Annotated in this window: 19 protein-coding genes and 2 pseudogenes; 9 read left to right on the forward strand and 12 right to left on the reverse strand. The window is 63.5% G+C overall.

The features are described 5' to 3' along the window. Positions 1-96 precede the first annotated feature (96 nt). Positions 97-1,128, reverse strand: coding sequence for an MDR family NADP-dependent oxidoreductase (locus tag RM2_RS01875; RefSeq protein WP_072687116.1), 1,032 nt, complete (start codon positions 1,126-1,128; stop codon positions 97-99). A gap of 405 nt (positions 1,129-1,533) precedes the next feature. On the opposite strand from RM2_RS01875, the gene RM2_RS25830 reads away from it, so the two are divergent. Then, entirely contained in the window at positions 1,534-1,776 is a 243-nt protein-coding gene (locus tag RM2_RS25830) for an acyl carrier protein (RefSeq protein ID WP_169846665.1), read from the forward strand. 17 nt (positions 1,777-1,793) lie between these two features. Continuing rightward, positions 1,794-2,756, forward strand: a complete 963-nt coding sequence (locus tag RM2_RS01890) for a helix-turn-helix transcriptional regulator (protein ID WP_072687119.1) — start codon at positions 1,794-1,796, stop codon at positions 2,754-2,756. Between the two features lie 82 nt (positions 2,757-2,838). Here the strand turns inward: RM2_RS01890 and RM2_RS25025 are convergent. After that, a pseudogene (locus tag RM2_RS25025) lies at positions 2,839-2,982 on the reverse strand (IS3 family transposase); the annotation flags it as partial. Between the two features lie 194 nt (positions 2,983-3,176). On the opposite strand from RM2_RS25025, the gene RM2_RS23725 reads away from it, so the two are divergent. Both RM2_RS23725 and RM2_RS01900 read left to right on the forward strand, forming a co-directional pair. After that, positions 3,177-3,947 carry a hypothetical protein gene (locus RM2_RS23725; protein WP_139277642.1) on the forward strand — a complete coding sequence of 257 codons (771 nt, stop codon included), beginning with the start codon at positions 3,177-3,179 and terminating at the stop codon, positions 3,945-3,947. Positions 3,948-4,131: 184 nt separating this feature from the next. Next, the gene (locus tag RM2_RS01900) at positions 4,132-4,599 is read left to right on the forward strand and encodes a hypothetical protein (RefSeq protein WP_072687121.1); all 468 of its coding nucleotides are present in this window, start codon (positions 4,132-4,134) and stop codon (positions 4,597-4,599) included. 26 nt (positions 4,600-4,625) lie between these two features. Here the strand turns inward: RM2_RS01900 and RM2_RS01905 are convergent, their stop codons facing one another. The 3 genes from RM2_RS01905 to metE form a co-directional block, all read right to left on the reverse strand. Next, a complete protein-coding gene (locus tag RM2_RS01905) occupies positions 4,626-5,564 on the reverse strand; it encodes a hydroxymethylglutaryl-CoA lyase-like TIM-barrel protein (RefSeq protein WP_072687122.1) in 939 nt (312 codons plus the stop codon). Then, positions 5,561-6,814, reverse strand: a complete 1,254-nt coding sequence (locus RM2_RS01910; RefSeq protein WP_084721607.1) for a CaiB/BaiF CoA transferase family protein — start codon at positions 6,812-6,814, stop codon at positions 5,561-5,563. Before RM2_RS01910 ends, RM2_RS01905 begins: the two co-directional genes overlap by 4 nt. A gap of 213 nt (positions 6,815-7,027) precedes the next feature. Next, positions 7,028-9,295, reverse strand: coding sequence for a 5-methyltetrahydropteroyltriglutamate--homocysteine S-methyltransferase (gene metE, locus RM2_RS01915; RefSeq protein ID WP_072687124.1), 2,268 nt, complete (start codon positions 9,293-9,295; stop codon positions 7,028-7,030). A 66-nt stretch (positions 9,296-9,361) separates the two neighbouring features. On the opposite strand from metE, the gene RM2_RS24375 reads away from it, so the two are divergent. Beyond that, positions 9,362-9,523 (forward strand): hypothetical protein, encoded by a 162-nt coding sequence (locus tag RM2_RS24375; RefSeq protein ID WP_169846666.1) that lies wholly within the window; start codon positions 9,362-9,364, stop codon positions 9,521-9,523. Positions 9,524-9,609: 86 nt separating this feature from the next. Next, positions 9,610-10,698, forward strand: coding sequence for a 3-deoxy-7-phosphoheptulonate synthase (locus RM2_RS01920; RefSeq protein ID WP_072687125.1), 1,089 nt, complete (start codon positions 9,610-9,612; stop codon positions 10,696-10,698). Here RM2_RS01920 and RM2_RS01925 read toward each other — a convergent pair whose 3' ends face one another. Further along, the gene (locus RM2_RS01925; protein WP_072687126.1) at positions 10,699-11,346 is read right to left on the reverse strand and encodes an alpha-ketoglutarate-dependent dioxygenase AlkB; all 648 of its coding nucleotides are present in this window, start codon (positions 11,344-11,346) and stop codon (positions 10,699-10,701) included. A gap of 121 nt (positions 11,347-11,467) precedes the next feature. Beyond that, positions 11,468-11,923: a hypothetical protein gene (locus tag RM2_RS01930; RefSeq protein WP_072687127.1), complete on the reverse strand. Its 456-nt coding sequence runs from the start codon at positions 11,921-11,923 to the stop codon at positions 11,468-11,470. A 157-nt stretch (positions 11,924-12,080) separates the two neighbouring features. Here RM2_RS01930 and RM2_RS01935 point away from each other — a divergent pair, with 157 nt between their 5' ends. Next, positions 12,081-13,373: a glycoside hydrolase family 183 protein gene (locus RM2_RS01935; protein ID WP_072687128.1), complete on the forward strand. Its 1,293-nt coding sequence runs from the start codon at positions 12,081-12,083 to the stop codon at positions 13,371-13,373. A gap of 232 nt (positions 13,374-13,605) precedes the next feature. Here the strand turns inward: RM2_RS01935 and RM2_RS01940 are convergent, their stop codons facing one another. Beyond that, positions 13,606-15,735, reverse strand: a complete 2,130-nt coding sequence (locus tag RM2_RS01940) for an MMPL family transporter (protein ID WP_072687129.1) — start codon at positions 15,733-15,735, stop codon at positions 13,606-13,608. Between the two features lie 175 nt (positions 15,736-15,910). Continuing rightward, positions 15,911-16,822: an ectoine hydroxylase gene (thpD, locus tag RM2_RS01945; protein ID WP_072687130.1), complete on the reverse strand. Its 912-nt coding sequence runs from the start codon at positions 16,820-16,822 to the stop codon at positions 15,911-15,913. Positions 16,823-16,966: 144 nt separating this feature from the next. Here thpD and RM2_RS01950 point away from each other — a divergent pair, with 144 nt between their 5' ends. Further along, on the forward strand, positions 16,967-17,605 hold the full coding sequence (locus RM2_RS01950; protein ID WP_072687216.1) for a LysE family translocator: 639 nt from the start codon (positions 16,967-16,969) through the stop codon (positions 17,603-17,605). Positions 17,606-17,684: 79 nt separating this feature from the next. Here the strand turns inward: RM2_RS01950 and RM2_RS01955 are convergent, their stop codons facing one another. The 3 genes and pseudogenes from RM2_RS01955 to RM2_RS25030 form a co-directional block, all read right to left on the reverse strand. Further along, on the reverse strand, positions 17,685-19,088 hold the full coding sequence (locus RM2_RS01955; RefSeq protein ID WP_072687131.1) for a PepSY-associated TM helix domain-containing protein: 1,404 nt from the start codon (positions 19,086-19,088) through the stop codon (positions 17,685-17,687). A gap of 67 nt (positions 19,089-19,155) precedes the next feature. Then, on the reverse strand, positions 19,156-19,701 hold the full coding sequence (locus tag RM2_RS01960; RefSeq protein WP_072687132.1) for a hypothetical protein: 546 nt from the start codon (positions 19,699-19,701) through the stop codon (positions 19,156-19,158). Between the two features lie 83 nt (positions 19,702-19,784). Beyond that, positions 19,785-20,003, reverse strand: a pseudogene (locus RM2_RS25030) (thiamine pyrophosphate-binding protein); the annotation flags it as partial. 148 nt (positions 20,004-20,151) lie between these two features. On the opposite strand from RM2_RS25030, the gene RM2_RS01970 reads away from it, so the two are divergent. Further along, positions 20,152-21,195 (forward strand): saccharopine dehydrogenase family protein, encoded by a 1,044-nt coding sequence (locus RM2_RS01970; protein ID WP_245813692.1) that lies wholly within the window; start codon positions 20,152-20,154, stop codon positions 21,193-21,195. The last annotated feature ends 4 nt before the right edge of the window (positions 21,196-21,199 follow it).

Consider the following 21,199-nt stretch of genomic DNA (forward strand, 5'->3'; position numbering starts at 1 on the left):
GCCTGATGCTTGACCGGTGGCTCCAGTGCCTGTGCAGCGCTGCTGCACAGGCAAGCTCGAGGGTTGCTCGAACCAATGCGGCCACTTTCGAGTCGGTTACGAGTGCTCGATTTCGAGTGCGACGTTGCCGCGGTACTTGCCGCTGATGAGATCCTTCAGTGCTGTCGGGGCGTCCGTGAGGGGACCCTTCAAACCGGTATGTGGGAAGACCAGCTTCCCTTCCGAGAGCCACATTCCGAAATGAGTCGCCCAGTTCTGAATCTGCTCCGGCGTGTGATACGTGGCGAACGGAAAGATACTAAGATTCTTGGTGATTGCGGTCATCAGGTTCAGCCGAGGCCAATCGCCTGCGTCCTTGGATACCTGGCTCGACAGTGCGCCGCACAATGCAAAGCGTGCGTTCGGCTTCGCCGCGCGGATCGCTGCTTCGAACTGATCCCCGCCCACGTTGTCGAAGAAGACATCGATGCCGTCCGGAGCGAACGACTTGATGTTCTGGACCAAATCTCCGGTCTTGTAGTTGAAGGCTCCATCGAAATGCAGGTCTTCCACCAGATAGCGAACCTTCTCGTCTGTACCTGCGCTGCCGATAACCTTGGCGGCGCCGCGGATCTTCGCAATCTGGCCTGCAAGGGACCCCACGCCTCCGGCCGCGCCGGACACGTAGACGACATCTCCCGGTCCGGTCTTGGCGACATCGGCCATTCCGTAGTAGGCGGTGATGCCTTGGTTCAGATAGTAGGCGGGACTGGGGACGACATTCCGATCGAGCTTGGTCAGCTTCTCCGCCTTGGCAACCTGGTACTCGCTCCAGCCGGTGAATGCGAAGACCAAGTCGCCTTCCTCGAAGTCCACAGATCGCGACTCGAGCACCGTTCCGACAACGGCACCACCCACTGTGTCGTCCAGCTGGTACGGGGGCATCGGGATCTCTGGATCGGCACGCATGAGGTCGGTGAACGCCGTCACCACCTGGACGAAGTCGATGCGGACGAATACCTCGTCGTCCCCGAGGTTCTTGGTTTCGACAGTGCTGACTTTGAACTGACTGTCCTCCACTCCTCCGACGAGATGCTCGGCGAGAGCAATACGCTCGTACTCTTTCGGGATTGCTGGGGCGGTTGCCATGGCAGTGTCCTTTCGTAAGGAATCGGTACAACTGCAAAGTTAGGACGGCAGTAGGTCTCTCAATGCCCTATATGAACTCGATCACATCCCGTTCCTGCAACATCGCGTGATTTCGACTGTGCAATAGGCCTACACCGCAAGCCGTGAGGCCTGTGATCGGCCATAGACTCGTCCGCGCACGCGCTCGAGTTCAGCCAGACTGTCCGCGCACTGCCTCAAAATCGACAGGATCAGCGGGTTGCCTTTGCTGCCAAGGGTTCCGAGGCTCGCGCGTCGTGCGATCATGGACACCGTCGTACCAGGACCGATCGCGACGATGCAATCGATTCCCGGTTCCGCTACCATATTTCGAATTGCGTCCCAACACTTTACGGGCCGCGCAAGATGATCTGCCCAGTCGTGCCGATGGCGTCGGAAGTTCTCGACCGCCACAGTCTGTTGACCGACGAACGCTTTCGAGACGCTGGATTCGACTCACTCACCAGCCTCGAACTCCGAAACCACCGCGCGACCTATCCGGGTCGGAAGTTGCCACTTGCGATCGTGTTCGACAACCTCACCCCGAGGTTGCTGGCCGCAACTTTGTCCAGCGAAAGAACGGCAAATTTTCCTACATTCCTCCTAATAGGACAGTCTGTGTCCTATTAGGAGGGTATGACTGGGACATGTCAGCGAAGACGACAAGCGAGCTCGTACTCGAGCTACTCGGCCTGCTGCAGACACACAGGCAGTGGGCCGGTCCCGAGCTAGCGCAGCGTCTCGACACGACGCCGCGAACCCTCCGCCGGTACGTGGAGCGTGTCCGGGAGATGGGCTACCAGGTCGAGGCGGTCAAGGGTCGATACGGCGGCTACAGGCTGGTCGCAGGCAGCTCGTTGCCGCCCCTCGTCTTCAATGACGCGGAAGCTGTGGCAATTGCGGCGAGCCTTCGTGTGGCGGCCGTGCAGGGGCTTGTCGACGGGCAGACCACCACCACGACGGCAATTGCAAAGTTCGAACAGATACTGCCTGCGCGGCTGCGAGCCAGGGTGTCCGCTGTCGCCGAGCACGTGACTCCGCTCCCTCCCTGGACGGTCACTCCGACCACCGACGACATCGGTGCGCTGGCAATGGCCTGCCGGGATCGTGAGGTAATGGAGTTCGACTACACGAAGCCGGATCGACAAGCCGAGGAACGAAGCGTCGAACCAGTCGCCTTGGTGCCTTCGGAACACGCGTGGTTCATCGTTTGCTGGGACCGCCGCAAGGAGGGTTGGCGAACATTTCGTGTCGACAGAATGACCGAGGTGCGAGCAACAGGTGAAATCTTCCGGCGGCGTGACCTTCCGGCGGACTCACCGGCTGACTTTGTCAGACAGTCTTTTTCGCGTATGAACTATGCGTACAAAGCAGAGATCGTGCTCATGGTCGGTCTGCGGGAGTGGGTCGACTACGCTAAGGCATGGGCGCAGGGTAGTTACGCTGTGGACCACGCAACTACCCGATGGCCTGTCAGTGCGCAGTCTCTTCAGGATTTGATGATCATGCTGAACTGGATCCCGGAGTCCGTCAAGTACACGGTCGAAACCGACAGCGCGACCGCAGAAGGCCTCCGACGTCTTGCGACCCGTTTGGCCGTGCACATCTGAACGAAATCTGCCAGGGCCTGCGGTACGGGCGGTTACATCTACTCGTTCGGGACTGCTGCACGGATAACTGACAGTTGGGGTTTCATGCCGCGATCGTCGCCGCGGGCTTCATGATGATCTCGTACTCGATCGGGGTCAACCGACCCAGGCGGGCCTGGCGGTGGCGGTGGTAGGTCCGCTCGATCCATCTGACGATCGCCATCCGCAATTGTTCTCGGGTGGCCCAGGACTCAATAAGATAAGCACATCCAAAGACGCGGGATCAAGCTACATTTATCCAGAATGGTCAACACGAAGGGGCGTAATTGAAAATGAGCAATCAGAAGCTGGAACGCAAGGCTTCGATCGTTCAGCGAGGCGCGCTCGTGATAACGAGTAGCTGTTGTATTAGCGAATCTCATCCTGACTGCGCTAAATGAGATGGATTTCTCCACCGCCGTCCTACTTTTTCTTGCCGTAGAATTGCCGATAGGCGCACTCGCCGCAATCATCAGCGCGGAGCGTTATAGATCACTGCGAAGAAATGGGGAATCGACAACCTCCGCGTTCGAAGCGGTAGTCGGAAAGACGGTGGTCAAAGCTATAAAGACGGAACTTCAAACATTTAGATCACTTTGGTTGTGGGTCCGTCGAAGAAAGGAGGGAGTAGTTCCCGAAATCAGAGCTTTCGGCTACACACGAGGAATATTTGGGGTGCTGATCGCATTTGGACTAGTCACCATGGTAGAGATCATTGCCGTACATCTACTCGTTCCCTGGGCATGGCTGAGAACAACTCTACTCATCGCATCCTTGTATGGCATTGTACTTCTCTTTTCTTTTGTTTCGAAACGAGTCGTCCACCCTCATCTGCTCTCACAGAAAGAACCGGTACTCAGAGAAGGAAATCACGTTGTTGCTTCCATTCCAATAGAGCAGATATCGAGCGCCTTTACCTCTAAAAGGTTCACTCAGACGGCACCCTGTGAAGAATCGGGCCGCCTCTATCTCCCTTCTCAGGATGGGACAAATCTGGATATTGAACTCAGAGCGAAATCCAGAGTTCATACTCCTGGACTCTTGAAGAAGCAACGCCGAAAAGTTGATGTGACTTCAATCAGCGTGCATCTCGACGATCCCGAAGAATTCGTAATATCAATTCATGACCTCCAGAGAGAGTCGCGTGAATCACCGTCCGGAAGCACTCCTTAGTGCTCTGGCCACCAGGTGTTAACTATCAACGGGACCGCCCCCCACTTTGGATGCTCCTAGTGCTGTCAATCCGCGGCGCCCCGGCACTCTGTGCCGCTCGCATGCACGGGGCGCGTCGCTGCACGCGCCATCCGTCACTGGCGATAAGTTCGACGTGTAACTCGCCTCAGGAGACGGAGTGATAATGGTCGATTCGACCGATTCGACCGATTCGTCGGAAGTATCGACGTGGGACGGAATGGTCGACTGGTTGGTCGAATCATTGGTCGATCAACCAGTCGCGTTGATCGTCGAGCTCGGCCCCAACACCTACATCTCGGACGACGAAGACGACGAAGTCGTGTGTGTGCAGATTCAGGTGCTCGCCGATGACGTGCTGCTGCTGAGGCGGTCGCGCACAGTACTCGGACACCTGCTGATCGCCGATTACTCGACCGGCGACCTGGTGCTCGATCGGTGGCATTTCGACGGACACTTCGAGGACTGCACCGACGGCTACATCTTCAGCCGCGACGCCCACTTGATTGCCAACATTTGTGTGACCTGGTTCCGCGACAACTGGGGTGCCCGATCCACTGACGAACTCGGATGCTCTTACCGGTTTCCCGATGAGCTTCTACCGCCGGACCCGGACCTGGATGAGATTGACTGATTCCACCGTTCCGATCGGTCGTCCGCTCACAGGCGGTCACCGATGACCCACTCGAAGGCGTTGGCGTTCGATCGGGCACCCTGGGCGGCCTTCGACCGGTTTTGCTCGCCGAGTTCGGCGAGGGTCGTCTCGGACAGTTCCACCACAGACCGGAATGTCCCCGGGGTGAGCCATTCGGGACGGGTCGCGAACAGCAGATCTTCGCTCGCGGTGTTGCCGCTGGCACCGGGGGCGAACGGGCAGCCGCCGAGTCCGCCGAGTGCGCCGTCGACGGTCATCGCGCCGGCTGCGATGGCGGCGAGGTTGTTCGCAACCCCGAGCCCCCAGGTGTCGTGGCCGTGGAAGACGATGCCGCGCTGAGGAGTTTCCCATCGCACCCGGGACACCAGTGAGCTCACCTCTGCGGGGATCGCCTGGCCGAGCGTGTCGCAGATGACGATGTCGACCGCGCCGTGCGTACGCGGATCGTTGGCGATGTCGATCACTCGCCGTTGCGGCACTCGGCCCTCGAACGGGCAGCTGAAGGAGGTGGCGATGCACAGTTGGATGCTGCCGCCGATCTCTTTCGCGAGTTCGATCGCGGCTGGCATCGCGGCGAGGCTGTCCTCGGTGGACCGTCCGATGTTGGCCTGGTTGTGCGAATCCGATGCGGAGAAGCAGTACTGGAAATGCTTGGCGCCGACCGCGGCCGCCTTCTCCACGTGTCTTGGGGTGGCCACCCATACCCAGCAGTGGTCGAGTTCGTCCGGTGTGAGTTCGGTGATCACCTCGACGGTGTTGGCCATCGGCGGGACGAGGTCGGGACGGGCCATCGATCCGACCTCGAGGGCGGGAACGCCGAGTTCGAGAAGCCGCCGTGCGATCTCGAGTTTGTGACCGGTGGGCAGCATCTTGCCGGTCAACTGCAGGCCGTCGCGGAGGGTGACGTCCCTCAGCAGGGCGCGCGATTCGAACGTGAGAGTCATGCCGTTCTGCCTTCGCTGCGTCGGATGATGGCGTCGATCTGTTTCGGGGTCTTGCCGAGCAGTGTCTCGAGGACCTCCCGGGTGTGCTCGCCTAGGTCGGGCCCGATGTTGCGGATAGGCAGGGACGCGCCGCCGATCACCGGGACGATGCCAGGGAACCCGACCTGTTTCGGCTGTGCTTCGCCGGTGTCGACGGCGAAGTGCTGGATCATGTTCCGGGCCGCGTATTGCTCGTCGGTGCAGATGTCGGCGGCGGTGTTGATCGGGCCAGACGGCACACCCGCTTCGTCGAGGATCTTCAGTGCCTCGTCACGGGAGTGTCGGATGGTCCACTCGCCGATCGCCGCGTCGAGTTCGTCGCGCCGGACCCAGCGCCCGGCGTTGGTTGTCAGGTCCGGATCGGCGCCGAGGTCGGGACGGCCGATGGTGTCCATGTAGCGCTGGAAGATGGCGTCACCGTTGCCGGAGATGATAATGCTGTCACCGTCGCTGCAGGTGTAGGCATTGGAGGGGGCGATGCCTTCCATACGGCCGCCGACGCGTTCGCGTTTGATTCCGTAGGCGAGGTAGTCGGGTATGAGTGACTCCATCATCGACAGGATCGATTCGTTGAGTGCGACATCGATGATCCGGTGCGGCAGTGGCGGACCCGTGGTTCCGGCGACCTTGGCGGCCTCGCGTTGGAACAGCGCCATCACTGCGCCGAACGCGGCGTAGAGGCCGGCTATGGAGTCGCCGATGGACACCCCCACCCGCACCGGTGGGCGGTCGGGGTCGCCCACCAGTTCACGGAACCCACCCGTAGCCTCGGCGACCGCGGCGAATCCGGGTCGCTGCGACATCGGGCCGGTCTGCCCGAACCCGGAGATCCGGGTGATCACCAGTTCTGGGTTGGCCTCCGCGAGCGCGTCCGGTCCGATACCCCACTTCTCGAGGGTGCCGGGCCGGAAGTTCTCGAGCAGGATGTCGCACTCGGCGGCAAGGTCGAGGACGAGTTGGCGGCCCTCCTCGGTTCGCACGTCCAGGACGATCGACTTTTTGTTGCGGTTGATCGTGCGATACAGCATCGAGGTGTCGCCGGAATAGAGGCGCCAGTTGCGAAGTTCGTCGCCGGTCTTCGGGCGCTCGACCTTGATCACTTCGGCGCCGAAGTCGGCGAGCATGCGCCCCGCGGTCGGCGCCGCGATGTAGTTACCCAGTTCGAGTACCCGCACCCCGTCGAGGGGCGCAATGGTGTCGTCGGAGACCATGATCATCCTTAGCTGACGTCGTATCTCAAGGGGCGAGGCGTGCGGGCAGGACGAGAGGTAGCGCGACCACCGATGTCACCGACACACCCACTGAACATCTCTTCAGCGTGCCACGTGTCTCCGGACTCGTCAGCGAAGCCCTGAGAAGTCCATGAAGTCGCGGATACCTGAGCCGACGACTTCCGCCGCCGTCGCTGCCAGAGTCTCATCGATTTACTTCTGCAACTTCGCGCGCACCAGTTTCGCCGCCTCGACGAGGTTGCGCAGCGAGGCCTCGACCTCACTCTGGCTCCGGGTTTTGAGGCCGCAGTCAGGATTGACCCAAAGTCGTTCGGCGGGTATGGCGTTCAGTGCTTCGCTCAGCAAGCCGGCGATCTCGTCGACCCCGGGCACGCGCGGCGAGTGGATGTCGTACACGCCGGGGCCGACCCCGAGGTCGAAGCCGACCGCGTTCAGGTCGCCGAGAACCTCCATATGCGAGCGGGCAGCCTCGATGGACGTCACGTCAGCGTCGAGATTGGCGATGGCCTCGATGACGTCTCCGAATTCCGAGTAGCAGAGGTGGGTGTGGATCTGCGTCGAGTCAGCAACACCCGACGTCGCGAGCCGGAAAGCGCCGACCGACCAGTTGAGGTAGGCCGACTGATCGGCCGCCCGCAGGGGCAGTAGTTCGCGAAGCGCGGGTTCGTCCACCTGAATGATCCGAATGCCCGCTCTCTGTAGGTCCACGGTTTCATCGCGGATCGCCAGCGCCACCTGGTTGGCCGAGTCGGCCAGTGGCTGGTCGTCGCGCACGAACGACCACGCCAGAATCGTGACAGGACCGGTCAGCATTCCCTTGACCGGTCGCCGAGTCAGTGACTGCGCGTATGTGATCCACTCGATCGTCATAGGTTTGGGGCGGCGCACGTCGCCGTACAGGATCGGAGGCCGCACGCAGCGACTGCCGTACGATTGCACCCATCCATTGGTGGTGGCGACGAAGCCGTCGAGTTGTTCGGCGAAGTACTGCACCATGTCGTTGCGTTCCGGTTCGCCGTGCACGAGCACATCGAGATCCAACTTCTCCTGCAACGCGACGACGTCGGAGATCTCGGCGCGCATCCGGTTCAAGTATTCGGTCTCGTCGATCTCGCCTCTACGCAGCGCGGCTCGGGCCAGGCGGATCCGCGTGGTCTGTGGGTACGACCCGAGGGTCGTCGTCGGGAGAAGGGGCAGCGCCAACCCCGATTGTGCTTTCCGCCGTTCCGCCGCTGGGCTGCGTCCCGGGTCGGAAGCGGTGAGAGTCTCCAGTCGGGCACGGACGCCTGCGTCGTGCAGGCGCGGGTCGGTGTTGCGGGTGGACGCCGTCGCGCGGGCCAGTGCGAACTCGTCCGCGACGGATTCACCGCCGCTGGTCAGGACAGTGCCGAGAACCACCACTTCACGGACCTTCTCCGCGCCGAAGGCCAGCCACGACCGCAGCGCCTCGTCAAGGCCGGTTTCCGCGTCAAGGGTGTATGGGACGTGCAGCAGGGAGCACGACGTGGACACGGCGAGCGAACCGACGTTTCCGAGTAGGGTCTCGAGCGCTGCTGATGCCCGGTCGAGATCGGTGCGCCAGATGTTGCGTCCGTCGACGATGCCGGCAACAACATGCTTGCGCTTCAGTCCGGGAACCGAAGCGAGCGAATCGGATCCGTCCACCAGGTCAACGCTCAGCCCTTCAATTCCTGTCGAGACCAGTGGCGGGAGGGCGTCACCCAGGCTCCCGAAGTAGGACGCGACGAGGATCGCCGGACGCGATTCGACCGCGGACAACTGATCGTAGGCGCGCTTGACTGCGGCAATCTGTTCGGCCGTGCGGTCGGCGACCAGTGCGGGCTCGTCGATCTGGACCCACTCGGCGCCGGCGTCGGCGAGGATAGTGAGCAGGTCTGCATACAGCGGGACGATTTCGTCGAGGCGGTCGAGGAGCGGAGCGTCCGAGCCGACCGACTTCGACAGAAGTAGGAACGTCACCGGGCCCACAACAACCGGACGGGCCGGAATGCCGAGGGACAGAGCTTCTTCGAGTTCGCGGAGCACCTTCGAGGGGTCCAGGGAGAACGTGGTGGACGGCGAGATCTCGGGCACCAGGTAGTGGTAGTTCGTGTCGAACCACTTGGTCATTTCGAGCGGCGAGACCGTGTCGTTGCCGCGGGCAGCGGTGAAATAGCGGTCGAGTTCATCCTCGATGCCGGCGACGCGGGCGGGCAGGGCGCCAAGCATCGCTGCGGTGTCGAGGATGTGGTCGTAGTACGAGAACGTGTTGACGGGCACGGAGTCGAGGCCGGCCTCGCACAGACCGGTCCAAGCCTGTCGACGTAGGTCCTTTGCCACCGAGTCGAGCCCTGCCGCATTCAAGCTGCCGGCCCAGTAGGACTCGACGGCCTTCTTGAGCTCGCGGTTCGGACCGATCCGAGGGGAGCCCAGTACGGTCGCGGTGAAGGTGAGTGTCACGAGTTTCTCCACTTGCTTTGGACGGCAGCTGCCGGGCACCGCGTGCGTGGTGACGGGGATCACTCCATGGTTACACGCGCAGCGTGGGCGGCGCAGACGAAGGCTGCCGACTGCCGGCGTGTGTGGCAACTCGAAAGGGAAGCCGCTACTGTGGCAGCCATGCAGCGCGCATATTTCTGGTTTGGCAGGTCGGCCCCGGGTGGGTCGGTCGGCGTGACCACGCGCTGACTTCCACCCCAGAGCCGGATTACAGACCGGCTCGCGGGATTCTTCACAGTCTTCGAGGGTCGGTGTGAGAACAGGAACCCGAATACATGACTGTCACTCTCGACACCACTACCCGTAGTGATCGCCTCGACGACCAGCGCACCGTGAGCATTAGCCCCCTCGTGGCCCCGAACGTCGTGCGCGGTGAATACGCCCCCGACGACGTAGCGTCCGCGACCGTGCGCTCCGGACGTGCCGACACCGTGAAGGTGCTGAACGGCGAAGACGACCGCCTGCTCGTCGTAGTCGGACCGTGTTCGGTGCATGATCCCGTCGCCGCGATGGATTACGCACGCCGGCTCGCCGCGAAGGCCGAGGAACTGCGGGACGACCTGCACATCGTGATGCGGGTCTACTTCGAGAAGCCCCGCACCACTCTGGGCTGGAAGGGCCTGCTCAACGACCCGCACCTGGACGGCACATTCGACATCGACACCGGAATCCGAATGGGTCGCAAACTTCTTCTCGACGTGTCCTCGCTCGGCCTTCCCGTCGGGTGCGAGTTCCTCGACCCGATCATGCCGCAGTACATCGCGGATCTGGTCACGTACGGCGCGATCGGTGCACGCACCGCCGCCAGCCAGGTGCACCGTCAGCTGTGCAGTGCACTCTCGATGCCGGTAGGCATCAAGAACTCCACCGAAGGTGACGTGCAGGTGGCTGTCGACGGCACGCGGGCTGCCGCGGCCAGTCACGTGTTCCCCGGCACCGACCTCGACGGGCGGGTGGCTCTCATCCGCACCGCCGGGAACCCGGACTGCCACGTGATTCTGCGTGGCGGAAGCGATGGCCCGAACTACGACGCGGAAACCGTGTCTGACACGCTCGCCCGGTTGCGCAAGTCGGGGCTGCCGGAACGCGTCGTCGTAGACGCGAGCCACGGCAACAGCAGCAAGGACCACGAGAAGCAGGTAGACGTCCTCGGCGACATCGCCGCCCGTCTCGAGGCGGGGGAGAGGGGCATCGTCGGTGTGATGGTGGAGAGCTTCATCGAAGCCGGCCGCCAGGACCTCGCTCTCGGGAAGGCCGAGGATCTCACCTACGGTCAGTCGATCACCGACGCATGCATCGACTGGAACACGACGGCGGCGCAGTTGGATCGCTTGGCTCAGGTGGTGGTGGCGCGCCGCGGCTAGCTACCGGACGCCTCGCGTTCGGAACTGGACGCTGATTCGCGGTCCGAGCGGGCGGGCACTCTTCGGTACGCAATGTTCCCAGGTGCGCTGGCAGGATCCACCCATCACCAGTAGATCGCCGTGGCCCAGCGAGTACCGGATCGAGCGCCCGCCGCCGCGTGGACGCAACATCAGCGCTCGTGCCGTGCCGAGAGACAGGATGGCCACCATCGTGTCCTCGGTGCGGCTGCGGCCGGTGTCGTCGCCGTGCCAGGCGGCGCTGTCGCCGCCGTCGCGGTAGAAACACAGGCCGGTCGTCACGAACGATTCGCCGAGTTCAGCCTGATAGTGACTGCTCAGGGCCCGCCGTGCGGAATCGAGGACCGGATCAGGGAGCGGGTCGTCCTTGCCGTAGAAGCGGACGAGACGAGGGACATCGACGACGCGGTCGTACATCTGCCTTCGCTCGGCTCGCCACCGCACCGTCTCGGCCAGCGTCGTGAACAACTCGTCCGAACCGGTCATCCAGTTCGGACGCACGTCGACCCACGCGCCCGACGTCAGCGTGCGCCGCGTGACCGTGGGCCCGAGCTCGCCTAGTTCGACGCCGAACGACGCGTCGTCGAACAGCGAGGCCTGCAGCTCGTACCCCGAGTTTGCGGAGGACATCAGCTCACTCTACCCGACTATCGAACATATGTTCCCACCCAAAGATTTCTCCTCTGTCAAGGATTCTGACGAGGTCCCGGAGTTTACGATCCGGGAAGGTCGAGATCGCCGTATCGAAGGATCATCCAATCGCGATCGCGCCAGAGATCGATGGAGTCGGCACACCGGGGATGGCTACCGGGCCGATTTGGAGAACCGTTGCGCCCAGCGGGTCCCAGTACGTGATGGCATAGCCGTAGGGCGACGGACGCGGGTTGATCAATGCCGAGGGAACTCGGCCCCCGGAAAGGTCGGCGGGAAGCCAGAACTCATTCGTCAGGGCCTTGCCCGCGATCGCGTACCTTGCCGTCTCCGGCGCTCCGGCTTGCGGGTTCGGGATCCGACGCAAGCGCAGGTACTCGCCGTTCGACCCGGGGCGGAGTTGGGTCTCGGTGAACCAATCGACGCTGACGACCTCGTAGACGGGCACGTCGGCGTCGAACAGTGCCTGATACCCAGCGGCTCCGACGTCGGAAATCGGGTCGGCCGCTGCCATGCCCGGTCCCAGCGCCACGCCGGCGAGAAAAATCGCTGCCAATCCTGAAGTGACTCTTCGGCGTACGGCCATCTTGTCAGCCCCCCTCTGCGATGATGCGAAAAGCGACATACAAACCGTAATGGCGGGATCGCGCCACCTGAGAGTGTGTCGTGTTCAGTGCCAGTTCTGTTACCGCAATCAGGGGAGGACTCCTACCATGACAAGGCTGGTCAAGACTCTGACGTACGACGAGACGGCCCGATTCGGTTTCCGGGCCACCGATCTCGGATTTACCGCGCAGACCAACCACGGGTACTGCATCACGATCTTCGGCGACACGTTCAACGACACGCCCGATCCCGCACCCGACCAGGACTGGCGCAGTCCGGTCGGGCTACGGCAATCCAACGCCGACATCGAGAACGGAATCATCTGGGACAACGCCATCAGCGGTGCCCGAGCGGAGCAGATGCTGCCGTATCGGCATTTCCGCGGCGACGGCATCACCCAGATTCCGAACGATTTGATCCACCTACCCGACGGCCGCTATATGCTGACCACGTTCGGCGTGCGGGACTGGGCCAACGCCAGCCGGGGAGGTTCGTGGACGACGTGGAATTCGAGGATGTGGACCTCGACCGACGCCCATGGGGAGAACTGGGTCCGTAGCTGGGACGTCGAGGCCAACCACGTGAACTTCGACTTCCCCAACGGCTGGGAGTGGAGCCACTTCCAGAACAACAGCATGATCATGTTTCCGGGCGAGCCGTGGGTCTACTTCTACGGCACCAACGAAGGCCGCTGGAACGGCGGCGGCATCCACCTGATGCGTGTCAACTGGACATCGATGTGGCATCGCAGCACCTACGAGTTCTGGGGTGCCGACGCGAGCGGAACCTGGGCGTGGCGCCGCGGCGGGAACACCACCCCCATCCTGATTCCCACCTTGCCGAACAACGCGATCGGAGAACTGTGCGCACAGGTCATCGATGGCCGGGTGGTGCTCGCCTACATCGATGGAATCCTCGGTGCGGTCACCCGCACCTCGCCGCGCCCCGAAGGACTGTGGACGGGCCCGAAGGTTCAGGTCACCGGCATCGCCGCGCCCGCGCTGTACGCCGCGGCAATCCACCCCTTCAGCCACCTGGGCCGGGCGCAGATGCTGCTTTCTCAGTGGCCGCAGAATCCTCTGAATCCGGCGGCACCGACCATCTGGTACGGCGTCAAGCAGTGGGAGGTCAGCCTCGAAGGCTCGCTGATGTTCACCAAGAACGCGCGGATGCTCGAAGACACGGGCAACGTGCCGGACGGCATTGTCACCCCCGAGTGCTACCGCGGATACCTCACGCCCCAGCTGCAGAATCTCGAGCGAAAGGAGCTGGCCGAAGTGTTGATCGATCTCGCCGACGATGATGTCGACCCGGACTGCATCAACCAGGCCGTAACCACCGACGAGATCGAGGACACTCGTACCTCGCCCGCGTCGACGAACAACTTCGGCGAAAAGTAACACGGAGGCTGGTCCAGCGCTGAAATCTCTGCGCTGACCGAAAGGTCGACCACGACACGATCTCGGTCCTCGAGAGCGGACGTGCCGGTCGGGCCGAGATCCCGCGTTGACATGAGCTTTGTACAGGGGACCTGCCGTTGTGGCCTCAGCCGGTCGGGGTCAAGGTGTCCTGTCGGCGTTCATAGACGGGCCCACCCGGCCCCCGTCATCGGGTTCACTGCTGCCAACGGTGTCATCGTCTCCGGTTGTGCCGACTGGGCCACCAGAACGGACGCCCCTCGAGCGCGGACAGACTCGGCACCAACATCGGAGCCATCGCGAAAGCGGCGATCGCAACGCCGATTGCCACACCGAATCCGAGTTGGACGAGGTTCGCCAGCCCTGTGAGGGTCAGCGATGCGAATGTCAGTGCGAGGATCAGCCCCGCCGCTGCCACGGTGGGCGCGTCGTTCGCGACGGCGATCCGCGCCGCGTCGCGCGCGCGGTGACCATTGCGGAACTCCTCTCGCAGCCGCGAGGCGAGCAGGATGTTGTAGTCGGTTCCGATCGCGACGACGAACAGGTAGAGCACGATCGGAATCGAGAAATCGATGCCGACGTATCCGAGGCCGTGCAGGAACATGAGCACCACTGATCCGAGAGTGGCAACGAATGTCAGTGCGACGCAGATCAACAGATTGAGGGGAGCCAGCACCGCGAGTAGCAGCAGGGCCAGGATCACGGCGATCGCGATACCGGCGACCGGGAACACGAGACGGGTGTCGGCAGCAAGCTGCTCTCTGACGTCGGCGAATGTGGATGTCTGTCCTCCCACAACGACTTCCGCGCCCGGGACGGCGCCGTGGGCTGCATCCCGGATCGGCCCCTCGACCAGGTCGAGGGCCGAATTCGTATAGGGGTCGTCGCCGAGGACCACGTTGACGAGGGCCGCGTGACCGTCCTGGCTGAGCTGCGGCGGGGCCACCGAGGACACACCTGGCACCTGCGACACAGACGTGACGAGTGGAGTGAGGGAGTTCGGGTCGAGCGGACCCGGCGCAACTACGTACACCTGGGTCGGGCTGAGCGCGCCGGCGGGGAACGACTTCCCGAGAGTGTCGAATGCTTGCTGTGACGGGGTGTCAGAGGGTAATTCACCCAGCGTGTTGTACGTCGATTTGTAGCCCGAAGCGAAGGATGCCAGCGCGATCAGCACCACACCGACGGCGGCGGCGAACACGGCCGGGCGGCGCCCGATCGCGGCGCCGATCGAGGCGAACGGTGTGTGGGGACTGTCGTGACCCGGCCCGAGTGGCCAGAACAGGTGCCGGCCGAGAACGGTGAACACCGCGGGGATGAGCGTCAATGCGGTCACGAGCATGACGGCCACGGCCACAACGAGCCCGGGTGCGAGCGTCGAGAGCGAGCCGAGTTGCGCCAGTAGGAGGGCGGCGAAGGCGACGATAACCGTCAGTGCCGACGATGCGATCACCCTCCCCACGACGCCGACCGAGAAGATCAACGATTCCTCGTGTTCGGACATGCCGGTCCCTGTTTCGAGGCGTCCTTCGCGCGCATTTTGCCGCAACCGTTCGCGATAGCGGAACAGCAGGAAGACGATGTAGTCCGTGCCGACGCCGAACAGGACGACGACCAGTAGAGGTTGCAGCGTCGTGCTGACCTCGAAGTCGAACACATTTGCCAGCATGGCGGTGAGCCCTGTAACCACCGCTAACACGGCTCCGATCACGACTACCGGCAACACCGAGATGATGGGACTGCGGAAGATCAGGCCGAGTAGGGCGAGGATGATGATGACGGTCGCGATCGTGATGACCTTGTCCGCGTTGTCGTAGGCGGCGGTGGTGTCGACCTGTATGGCTGCGTTCCCCGTCAGGCCGCTGACGAGTCCGCTGCCCTCGAGTTGCGTCTCGGCGTCGGCGCGGACGATCGGCACGGCGGCATCGACCTGCTCGTCGCCGGGTTGTCCGTTGAAAATCACTTGAAGGGCGGCGGCCTTCCCGTCGGTCGACAACGAGGCCGGCGATTCCTGCACACTCAACACACCTGGTATGGCCGAATCTTGCAGCGAGGTAGCGAGACTCAGTGCCGTTTGCTGATCAGTGGTGGACAGGTCTGCGCCGTCGGCACGAGTGACCACCAGGCTTCCGGTAGCGCCCGACTGAGTGGGGAAGTATTCGCTGCCGACGTCCTGGGCCTCTGAGGACTCGAATGAACTGGGAAGGAACGACTGTTGGTTGCCGGTGGTGTAGTCGTCGAGACTGGGCGCGAACACAATGACGGCGATCGCGGCGACCACCCATGCCGCGATGATCTGCCACGGATGCGTGACGACTGTGCGAGCAATGTAGGCAAACATCATTCCCCGTTCCGGGAGACGAAGGTTCGACCGCCCGGGCAGGGTGGTCGCACACTGCCTCGTTATCGTCGCACGCAGCGGGTTGAGAAGGTTGCGAATGAGCGCAGTTCAGTCCTGGAGCGGGCACGCGGCCCAGCTCCAGGTCAGGGAGCGGGGCCGCAGTGGATCGTGGTGCTCGTTACCGCAAAGGCGTGAAATCTCGGCTACCGAGGTAGTCGGGGCGGCGCGCGGGCGCGGCGAACGGTTCCGTCAGTGTGTTCTCCACACTGTTGAACACGATGAAGAGGTTGGAGCGGGCGAACGGTGTGATGTTGCCGTTCGAGCCGTGCATACAGTTGGAATCGAATACGGTGGCCGAGCCTGCTCCACCGGTCATTACGTCGATTCCGTACTCGTTGGCCATTCGCGTCAGGGTGGGGCGATCAGGAGATCCGGTCGGCGGGACGTAACTGACCAGAGACTCTTTGTAGTAATCCTCCGGGGTCTGCCCCGCGCACGAGACGAAAGCGCGGTGCGAGCCGGGCATTATCATCAGCCCGCCGTTGTGCCCGTAGTTCTCGGTCAGCGCGATCGAGATACTCGCGGCCCGGGGTCTCGGCATTCCGTCTTCGGCATGCCAGGTCTCGAAGTCGGAGTGCCAGTAGAACGGCCCACCGGTGAAGCCGGGCTTGAAGTTCAGCCGAGACTGGTGGATGTACACCTCGGAGCCGAGGATCTGCCTGGCGATGCCGACGACTTCGGGCCTTCGGACGATATCGTCGACGACGTCGCTGAGGTGATGGACGTCGAAAACGGAACGGACGTCGCCGTCGCCGTTCTCACGCACCACGCGGGCATCGCCGCGTAGGGTGTCGGTTTCTGCGAGGCGCGTCATCTCGTCCATGAGGTCGAACACGTCTCGCGGAGGGATGATCTTGTCGGCGCAGTGGTAGCCGAGACTGTCGTAGTCGGCGACCTGGGCGACTACGAGCGGTCCGGACTTTGGGTCACCACCAAGTGGATCGAACCAGGTGACCGGATCCTCTCGGAGTGACGTCGTGCATTCGTTGCGGTCCCGCGTGGGGTAATTGTCGACGACGGCCGTACGCATAACTCGTGTTTCACCCTTTCGGATTGGACAACGATCTACGCCTCCGACGTTCCCACTGGTCGTCAACGATTGCAATAGGACACAGGTCCAGTGAAGCTGGACTGGACCGCGACGACGAGGCGTCGCGGTGGGATCCTCACCGTCATGGTCAACTCGGCGGCAGTACTCGGTGTGGCGGCGATCGCGCTCGGCTTGGTCCTCACCCCAGGCCCCAACATGCTGTATCTGGTCTCACGCAGCATTACTCAGGGGCGAAGGGCGGGCCTGATCTCACTGGCCGGTGTCGCTTTCGGGTTCCTGTGCTATCTGGCCGCTGCAATTCTGGGAATCTCGGCGTTGTTCTCGGCGGTTCCGCAGGCGTACACGGCGTTGAAACTAGTGGGGGCGTGCTATCTAGGGTGGCTCGCTTGGCAGGCATTGAAGCCTGGTGGCACGGCGATCTTCGCCCGAGACCAGTCGGAACACGGAGCGGTGCGAACGGATTCTTCGCGGAAGCTCTTCCTCATGGGTCTGACCACCAATCTTCTCAATCCCAAGATAGCCATCCTGTACTTGGCTCTGATCCCGCAGTTCGTCCACCCTGCGGCCGGGTCTGTGTGGCTGCAGAGCCTGTTGCTCGGCGGTGTACAGATCACCGTCGCGCTGACCTTGAACGCGGTGATCGTGTGTCTGGCAGGATCTGTCGCGGTCTTCCTGTCGGATCGGCCGACGTGGGCTCGGGCCCAGAAGCTGTTGATGGGCACAGTCCTCGGCGGTCTCGCCGTCCATCTGGCGGTCGATTGAGCGGCTTCGTTGAGCCGGGAGTGCTCCGGACGTGAAGTTGCCGGCCGGGACGCTGCGCAAGCCCCCCGACCGGCTGAAATCACGCCTCTACGCGGGATCGCCTGTATGCCCCGATCATTGCATCGATCAAGACGAATGCGAGCAGGCTCACAACGAGTGGCGGCACGAACCATCCGATGGTGCCGACGACGGCGGCCCCAACCGCGAGGTGCCACGCGCGGAGGCGCCGAACCGACCCCCTGGCAGGTGGTCGGCCGACAGCCCACTGTGAACCACGCGTCGGTCGCCTGTGCCACCACATGAGGTATCCGCGCACGATCACCGTCATGAGCGCGACGGTGAGTGCGAGCAGGGCTAGCTGGTTCGCGAGGCCGAACAGCAGACCCGAGTGCAGCTGAACTCCCCAGGAGGTCAGCTTGGCGGCGAGGGGCCAGTCGGCGAAACGCACCGTGTCCGTCACCGTCCCTGTCTCGCCGTCGATGGCGATGGTGTCGGTGCTGAATACCCAAGATTCGCGCGTTTGGGTAACGGTGAACGCGGTGTCGGCCGTCGCGGGTATCGAGGCCTCGACTGCTCCGTCGACCCCGTGCTTGCGCGCGATAGCCAGTACCGAGTCGATATCGGATACGGCTGTCCCCTCCGGCTGTGTAGACGGCGTGTCCGCGGTGGGCGAGAGGGACTTGGTGATGGAGGGCGTCGTCAAACTGAGTTCCTCACGCACCGCGCCGGCGTTCTCTTCGGCGTATGCCCAAGTCAGCCCGGTGGCCGAGATCAAGAGCAGACCGAGGCCGATCCAGAGGCCGACAGCGCCGTGCCAGCTGAGCGCGCGTCGTCGTCCCTTCGCGGCCAGTTCCGGGGTCAGCAGTCGTGAGGTAGAGGTGTTGCGGCGTCGGGCACGCAGGTATCGGCTGACCCAGAGATAGATTCCGCCGAGCGCGATGACCCACAGCCATACCGCCGCCAGCTCAATGTAGACGTGTCCGGGCTCGCCGAGGTTCAGATCTTTGTGGAGCTGGCTGATCCAGGCCCGCACCGGCAACGCGTTGTCGGCGCCGTAGACGGCGGACTCGCCGAGTGCGGCTCCGGTGGCAGGGTCGATGAAGACGGCGAGCCTTTCCTCCTCGCCGAGCGTTGGGTCGGTGAACAGGACCTGCGTCGTGTCGCCCGGTCCGGGTGCTGGACGGACGCCGGCCAGGGGCAGGTCCGGTTGCCCCCGCTGCGCGGCCGTGACCTGTTGCGCGACAGGGATCGGTTCACCGGTCGATTCGACGTGCAGGTAGTCGCGGTAGGCGAACTGCTCGATGGTCAGTGCGGCCGCGTAGAGGCCGCCGCTGATGGTGGCGACGAGGATGAACGGCGCCACGAGGATTCCCGCGTAGAAGTGCAGCCGTAGCATCAGTGCGCGGAATGTGGAAGCGGTTCCGGGTGAACCGGCGGGGTCTGGTGCGCGCGACGGCGCGCGTTTGGGTATGGAAATGGACATTGACAGTCTCGTTTCGCCTTCAGAGGGCAGGGGGAGCGCAGCGGCGCCCACCTGCCGGTGCGCGTCGCTACGAGAAGAGGTGTGCGAAAGTCCTTGGTGGTCCACGGGTTCCGATGCCCGAAGAGGCGAGTAGGCGAAGAACCACCCGTGCGTGGTAGACGAGGGGCTGCGCCGTCGAGTGATCGGAGTCGACACCGACCGCTCTCAACAGCACCCGTGTCACACGCCTCACGACGGATGTCGCTATCGAGAATCCGCGCTCGGCCGCGCGAATCAGTAAGGCGGTGACCAGCACTGCGGCCGCGTGTGCAGAGATCATCGACACGGACGGCAGGCTCATGGGATGTGCAGACGCAGCGGCGGGAACCGAGTGCCCGATGACCTGACCCGCGAAGAGGATGGCCATCAGTGTCAGGAGCGGATTACGTGTGCTGCGAAGGGATGCCCCGGCCACACCGACAGCTGCGCAGACGAGTACCAGCAAGGCCAAAGACCCCTGGCCGATGGACGTGTGACCGCCGCTCGCCGCATGCGTGGCGATGCTCGTCGCGCCCGACATGCCGCCCACGAAGGCACCGCGCAGCTGCACGGTGCCAGGGCGTTGCGGAGTCATGGAGGCAGCGTACCTGTGGTCAGGAGCTGCAGGTACCCCATGCGATCGCCGGCGATGGGATACGAATTTCACGTCACAGTGGACGCGGAACACGCAAGCGGGCGTGCCGTGGCCGGTTGGTCGAGTTCCTGGTAGTCGCCCTGCTCGAGGTTGACGATCGTGCGGTCGCTCGATCCGCTGATCTGGATCATTGGAAGACAGTTGACGGTCGCGTTCGCGAGCGCCACCAGCCCGTTGAGGAAGCCCGGCGCCGACACTGTCAGGCAGATGCCGGGGCGCCCGGTGAGATAGCCCGCGGCGGCGATCTTCCCAGAGCATCCCCCCGCAGCGGTGCCGGTCCGCCCGTGCGGCCAGGCCGGACCGAAACGTTGGGCATGCCCGGATGTCGGCTCTCGGTGCGGCCGACGGCGCACGGTCGACAAAATAGGTCATATGACCTAGTCTTGTGTCATGAACGACGAACTCTTGTATGACCCCTCCGGACCGGTGCTGATCGCTGGTGGGTATGGCACCGTGGGCGCCCAACTTTCCGAACTTGCCGGGACCGAATGGCCGCTGTTGCTCACCGGGCGCCACCCGGAGCGGGGTGAGGATCTTGCTCGGCGGCACGGGGCGACGGTGCGGCGATGGGACGTCACCGGACCGGAACCGTTCGCAGCCCACGTCCGCGCCGTGGTTTCCGCGGTCAACGACCCGGACGACCGGGTGCTCCGCGCGGCGGTGCAGGGTGGTGTGCCTTACGTCGACATCACCCGGTGGACCACTCGGCTCGCACGTGCGGTCACAGTCGCAACGCTTGCGGATCCGACTGCGCCGGTGCTTTTCTCGTCGTCCTGGATGGGCGGCGTCACGAGTCTGGTCACGGCCGCCCTGGTTGCCGAACGCGGCGGAGACGCGACATCGGTCGACATCGCGATCCGGTACGACATGCAGGATTCGGCCGGCATCGACTCGGTCGACTTCCTCGACCGGCTCGGCTACGACTTCGAGGTGCGACGTTCCGGCAACGCCGTGACGGTGGCGCCGTTGTCCGACACCCGGTGGGTCGACGTCGCCGGCTCTCGAACCAAGGTCGTCAGGCTCGACACTCCCGAGCAGTTCACGCTGCCGTTGACGCTGAGTGTGGGCAGCGTGGCCACCAGGATCGGGTTCAGCTCCAACTCTGCCACGGCAGCCCTTCTGGCGGCGAAGAAGGTGGGACTCTTCCGATGGGGGCGCGGTGAACGTTGGACCTCCGTTCGCCGATCCCTGCTGTACTCACCCGGCGACGGCGGAAGCGCGCAGATCCGCATCGACGTCGTCGGTGACGCGGGCGCTCGTCCGCGACGATCGTCGATTCCCGCGGTCAGGCGCATCTCACCGCGCTCGGCGGATTCCTCGGCCTGCGCCGGGTACTCGCGGCCGATGCGGTGGCCGGCGTCACCTTCCCCGAACTGCATCCTCGTCCCGAGCCCGCACTGGGGGAACTCACGAAGAACGGGGTGGAAGTATTGAGGTC

This window comes from Rhodococcus marinonascens NBRC 14363, assembly GCF_001894885.1.
Taxonomy (GTDB): Bacteria; Actinomycetota; Actinomycetes; order Mycobacteriales; family Mycobacteriaceae; genus Rhodococcus_F; species Rhodococcus_F marinonascens.

What these genes read in the sequence shown, in the direction of transcription:
- RM2_RS23725 (WP_139277642.1), top strand. Translation starts at nt 3,177, where the DNA reads ATGGATTTCTCCACCGCCGTCCTACTTTTTCTTGCCGTAGAATTGCCG.
- RM2_RS01955 (WP_072687131.1), bottom strand. Translation starts at nt 19,088, where the DNA reads ATGTCCATTTCCATACCCAAACGCGCGCCGTCGCGCGCACCAGACCCC.
- RM2_RS24375 (WP_169846666.1), top strand. Translation starts at nt 9,362, where the DNA reads ATGGTTACACGCGCAGCGTGGGCGGCGCAGACGAAGGCTGCCGACTGC.
- RM2_RS01890 (WP_072687119.1), top strand. Translation starts at nt 1,794, where the DNA reads ATGTCAGCGAAGACGACAAGCGAGCTCGTACTCGAGCTACTCGGCCTG.
- RM2_RS01920 (WP_072687125.1), top strand. Translation starts at nt 9,610, where the DNA reads ATGACTGTCACTCTCGACACCACTACCCGTAGTGATCGCCTCGACGAC.
- RM2_RS01925 (WP_072687126.1), bottom strand. Translation starts at nt 11,346, where the DNA reads ATGTCCTCCGCAAACTCGGGGTACGAGCTGCAGGCCTCGCTGTTCGAC.
- RM2_RS01875 (WP_072687116.1), bottom strand. Translation starts at nt 1,128, where the DNA reads ATGGCAACCGCCCCAGCAATCCCGAAAGAGTACGAGCGTATTGCTCTC.
- RM2_RS01960 (WP_072687132.1), bottom strand. Translation starts at nt 19,701, where the DNA reads ATGACTCCGCAACGCCCTGGCACCGTGCAGCTGCGCGGTGCCTTCGTG.
- RM2_RS01935 (WP_072687128.1), top strand. Translation starts at nt 12,081, where the DNA reads ATGACAAGGCTGGTCAAGACTCTGACGTACGACGAGACGGCCCGATTC.
- RM2_RS25830 (WP_169846665.1), top strand. Translation starts at nt 1,534, where the DNA reads ATGGCGTCGGAAGTTCTCGACCGCCACAGTCTGTTGACCGACGAACGC.
- RM2_RS01950 (WP_072687216.1), top strand. Translation starts at nt 16,967, where the DNA reads ATGGTCAACTCGGCGGCAGTACTCGGTGTGGCGGCGATCGCGCTCGGC.
- thpD (WP_072687130.1), bottom strand. Translation starts at nt 16,822, where the DNA reads ATGCGTACGGCCGTCGTCGACAATTACCCCACGCGGGACCGCAACGAA.
- RM2_RS01940 (WP_072687129.1), bottom strand. Translation starts at nt 15,735, where the DNA reads ATGATGTTTGCCTACATTGCTCGCACAGTCGTCACGCATCCGTGGCAG.
- RM2_RS01900 (WP_072687121.1), top strand. Translation starts at nt 4,132, where the DNA reads ATGGTCGATTCGACCGATTCGACCGATTCGTCGGAAGTATCGACGTGG.
- RM2_RS01910 (WP_084721607.1), bottom strand. Translation starts at nt 6,814, where the DNA reads ATGGTCTCCGACGACACCATTGCGCCCCTCGACGGGGTGCGGGTACTC.
- RM2_RS01970 (WP_245813692.1), top strand. Translation starts at nt 20,152, where the DNA reads ATGAACGACGAACTCTTGTATGACCCCTCCGGACCGGTGCTGATCGCT.
- RM2_RS01905 (WP_072687122.1), bottom strand. Translation starts at nt 5,564, where the DNA reads ATGACTCTCACGTTCGAATCGCGCGCCCTGCTGAGGGACGTCACCCTC.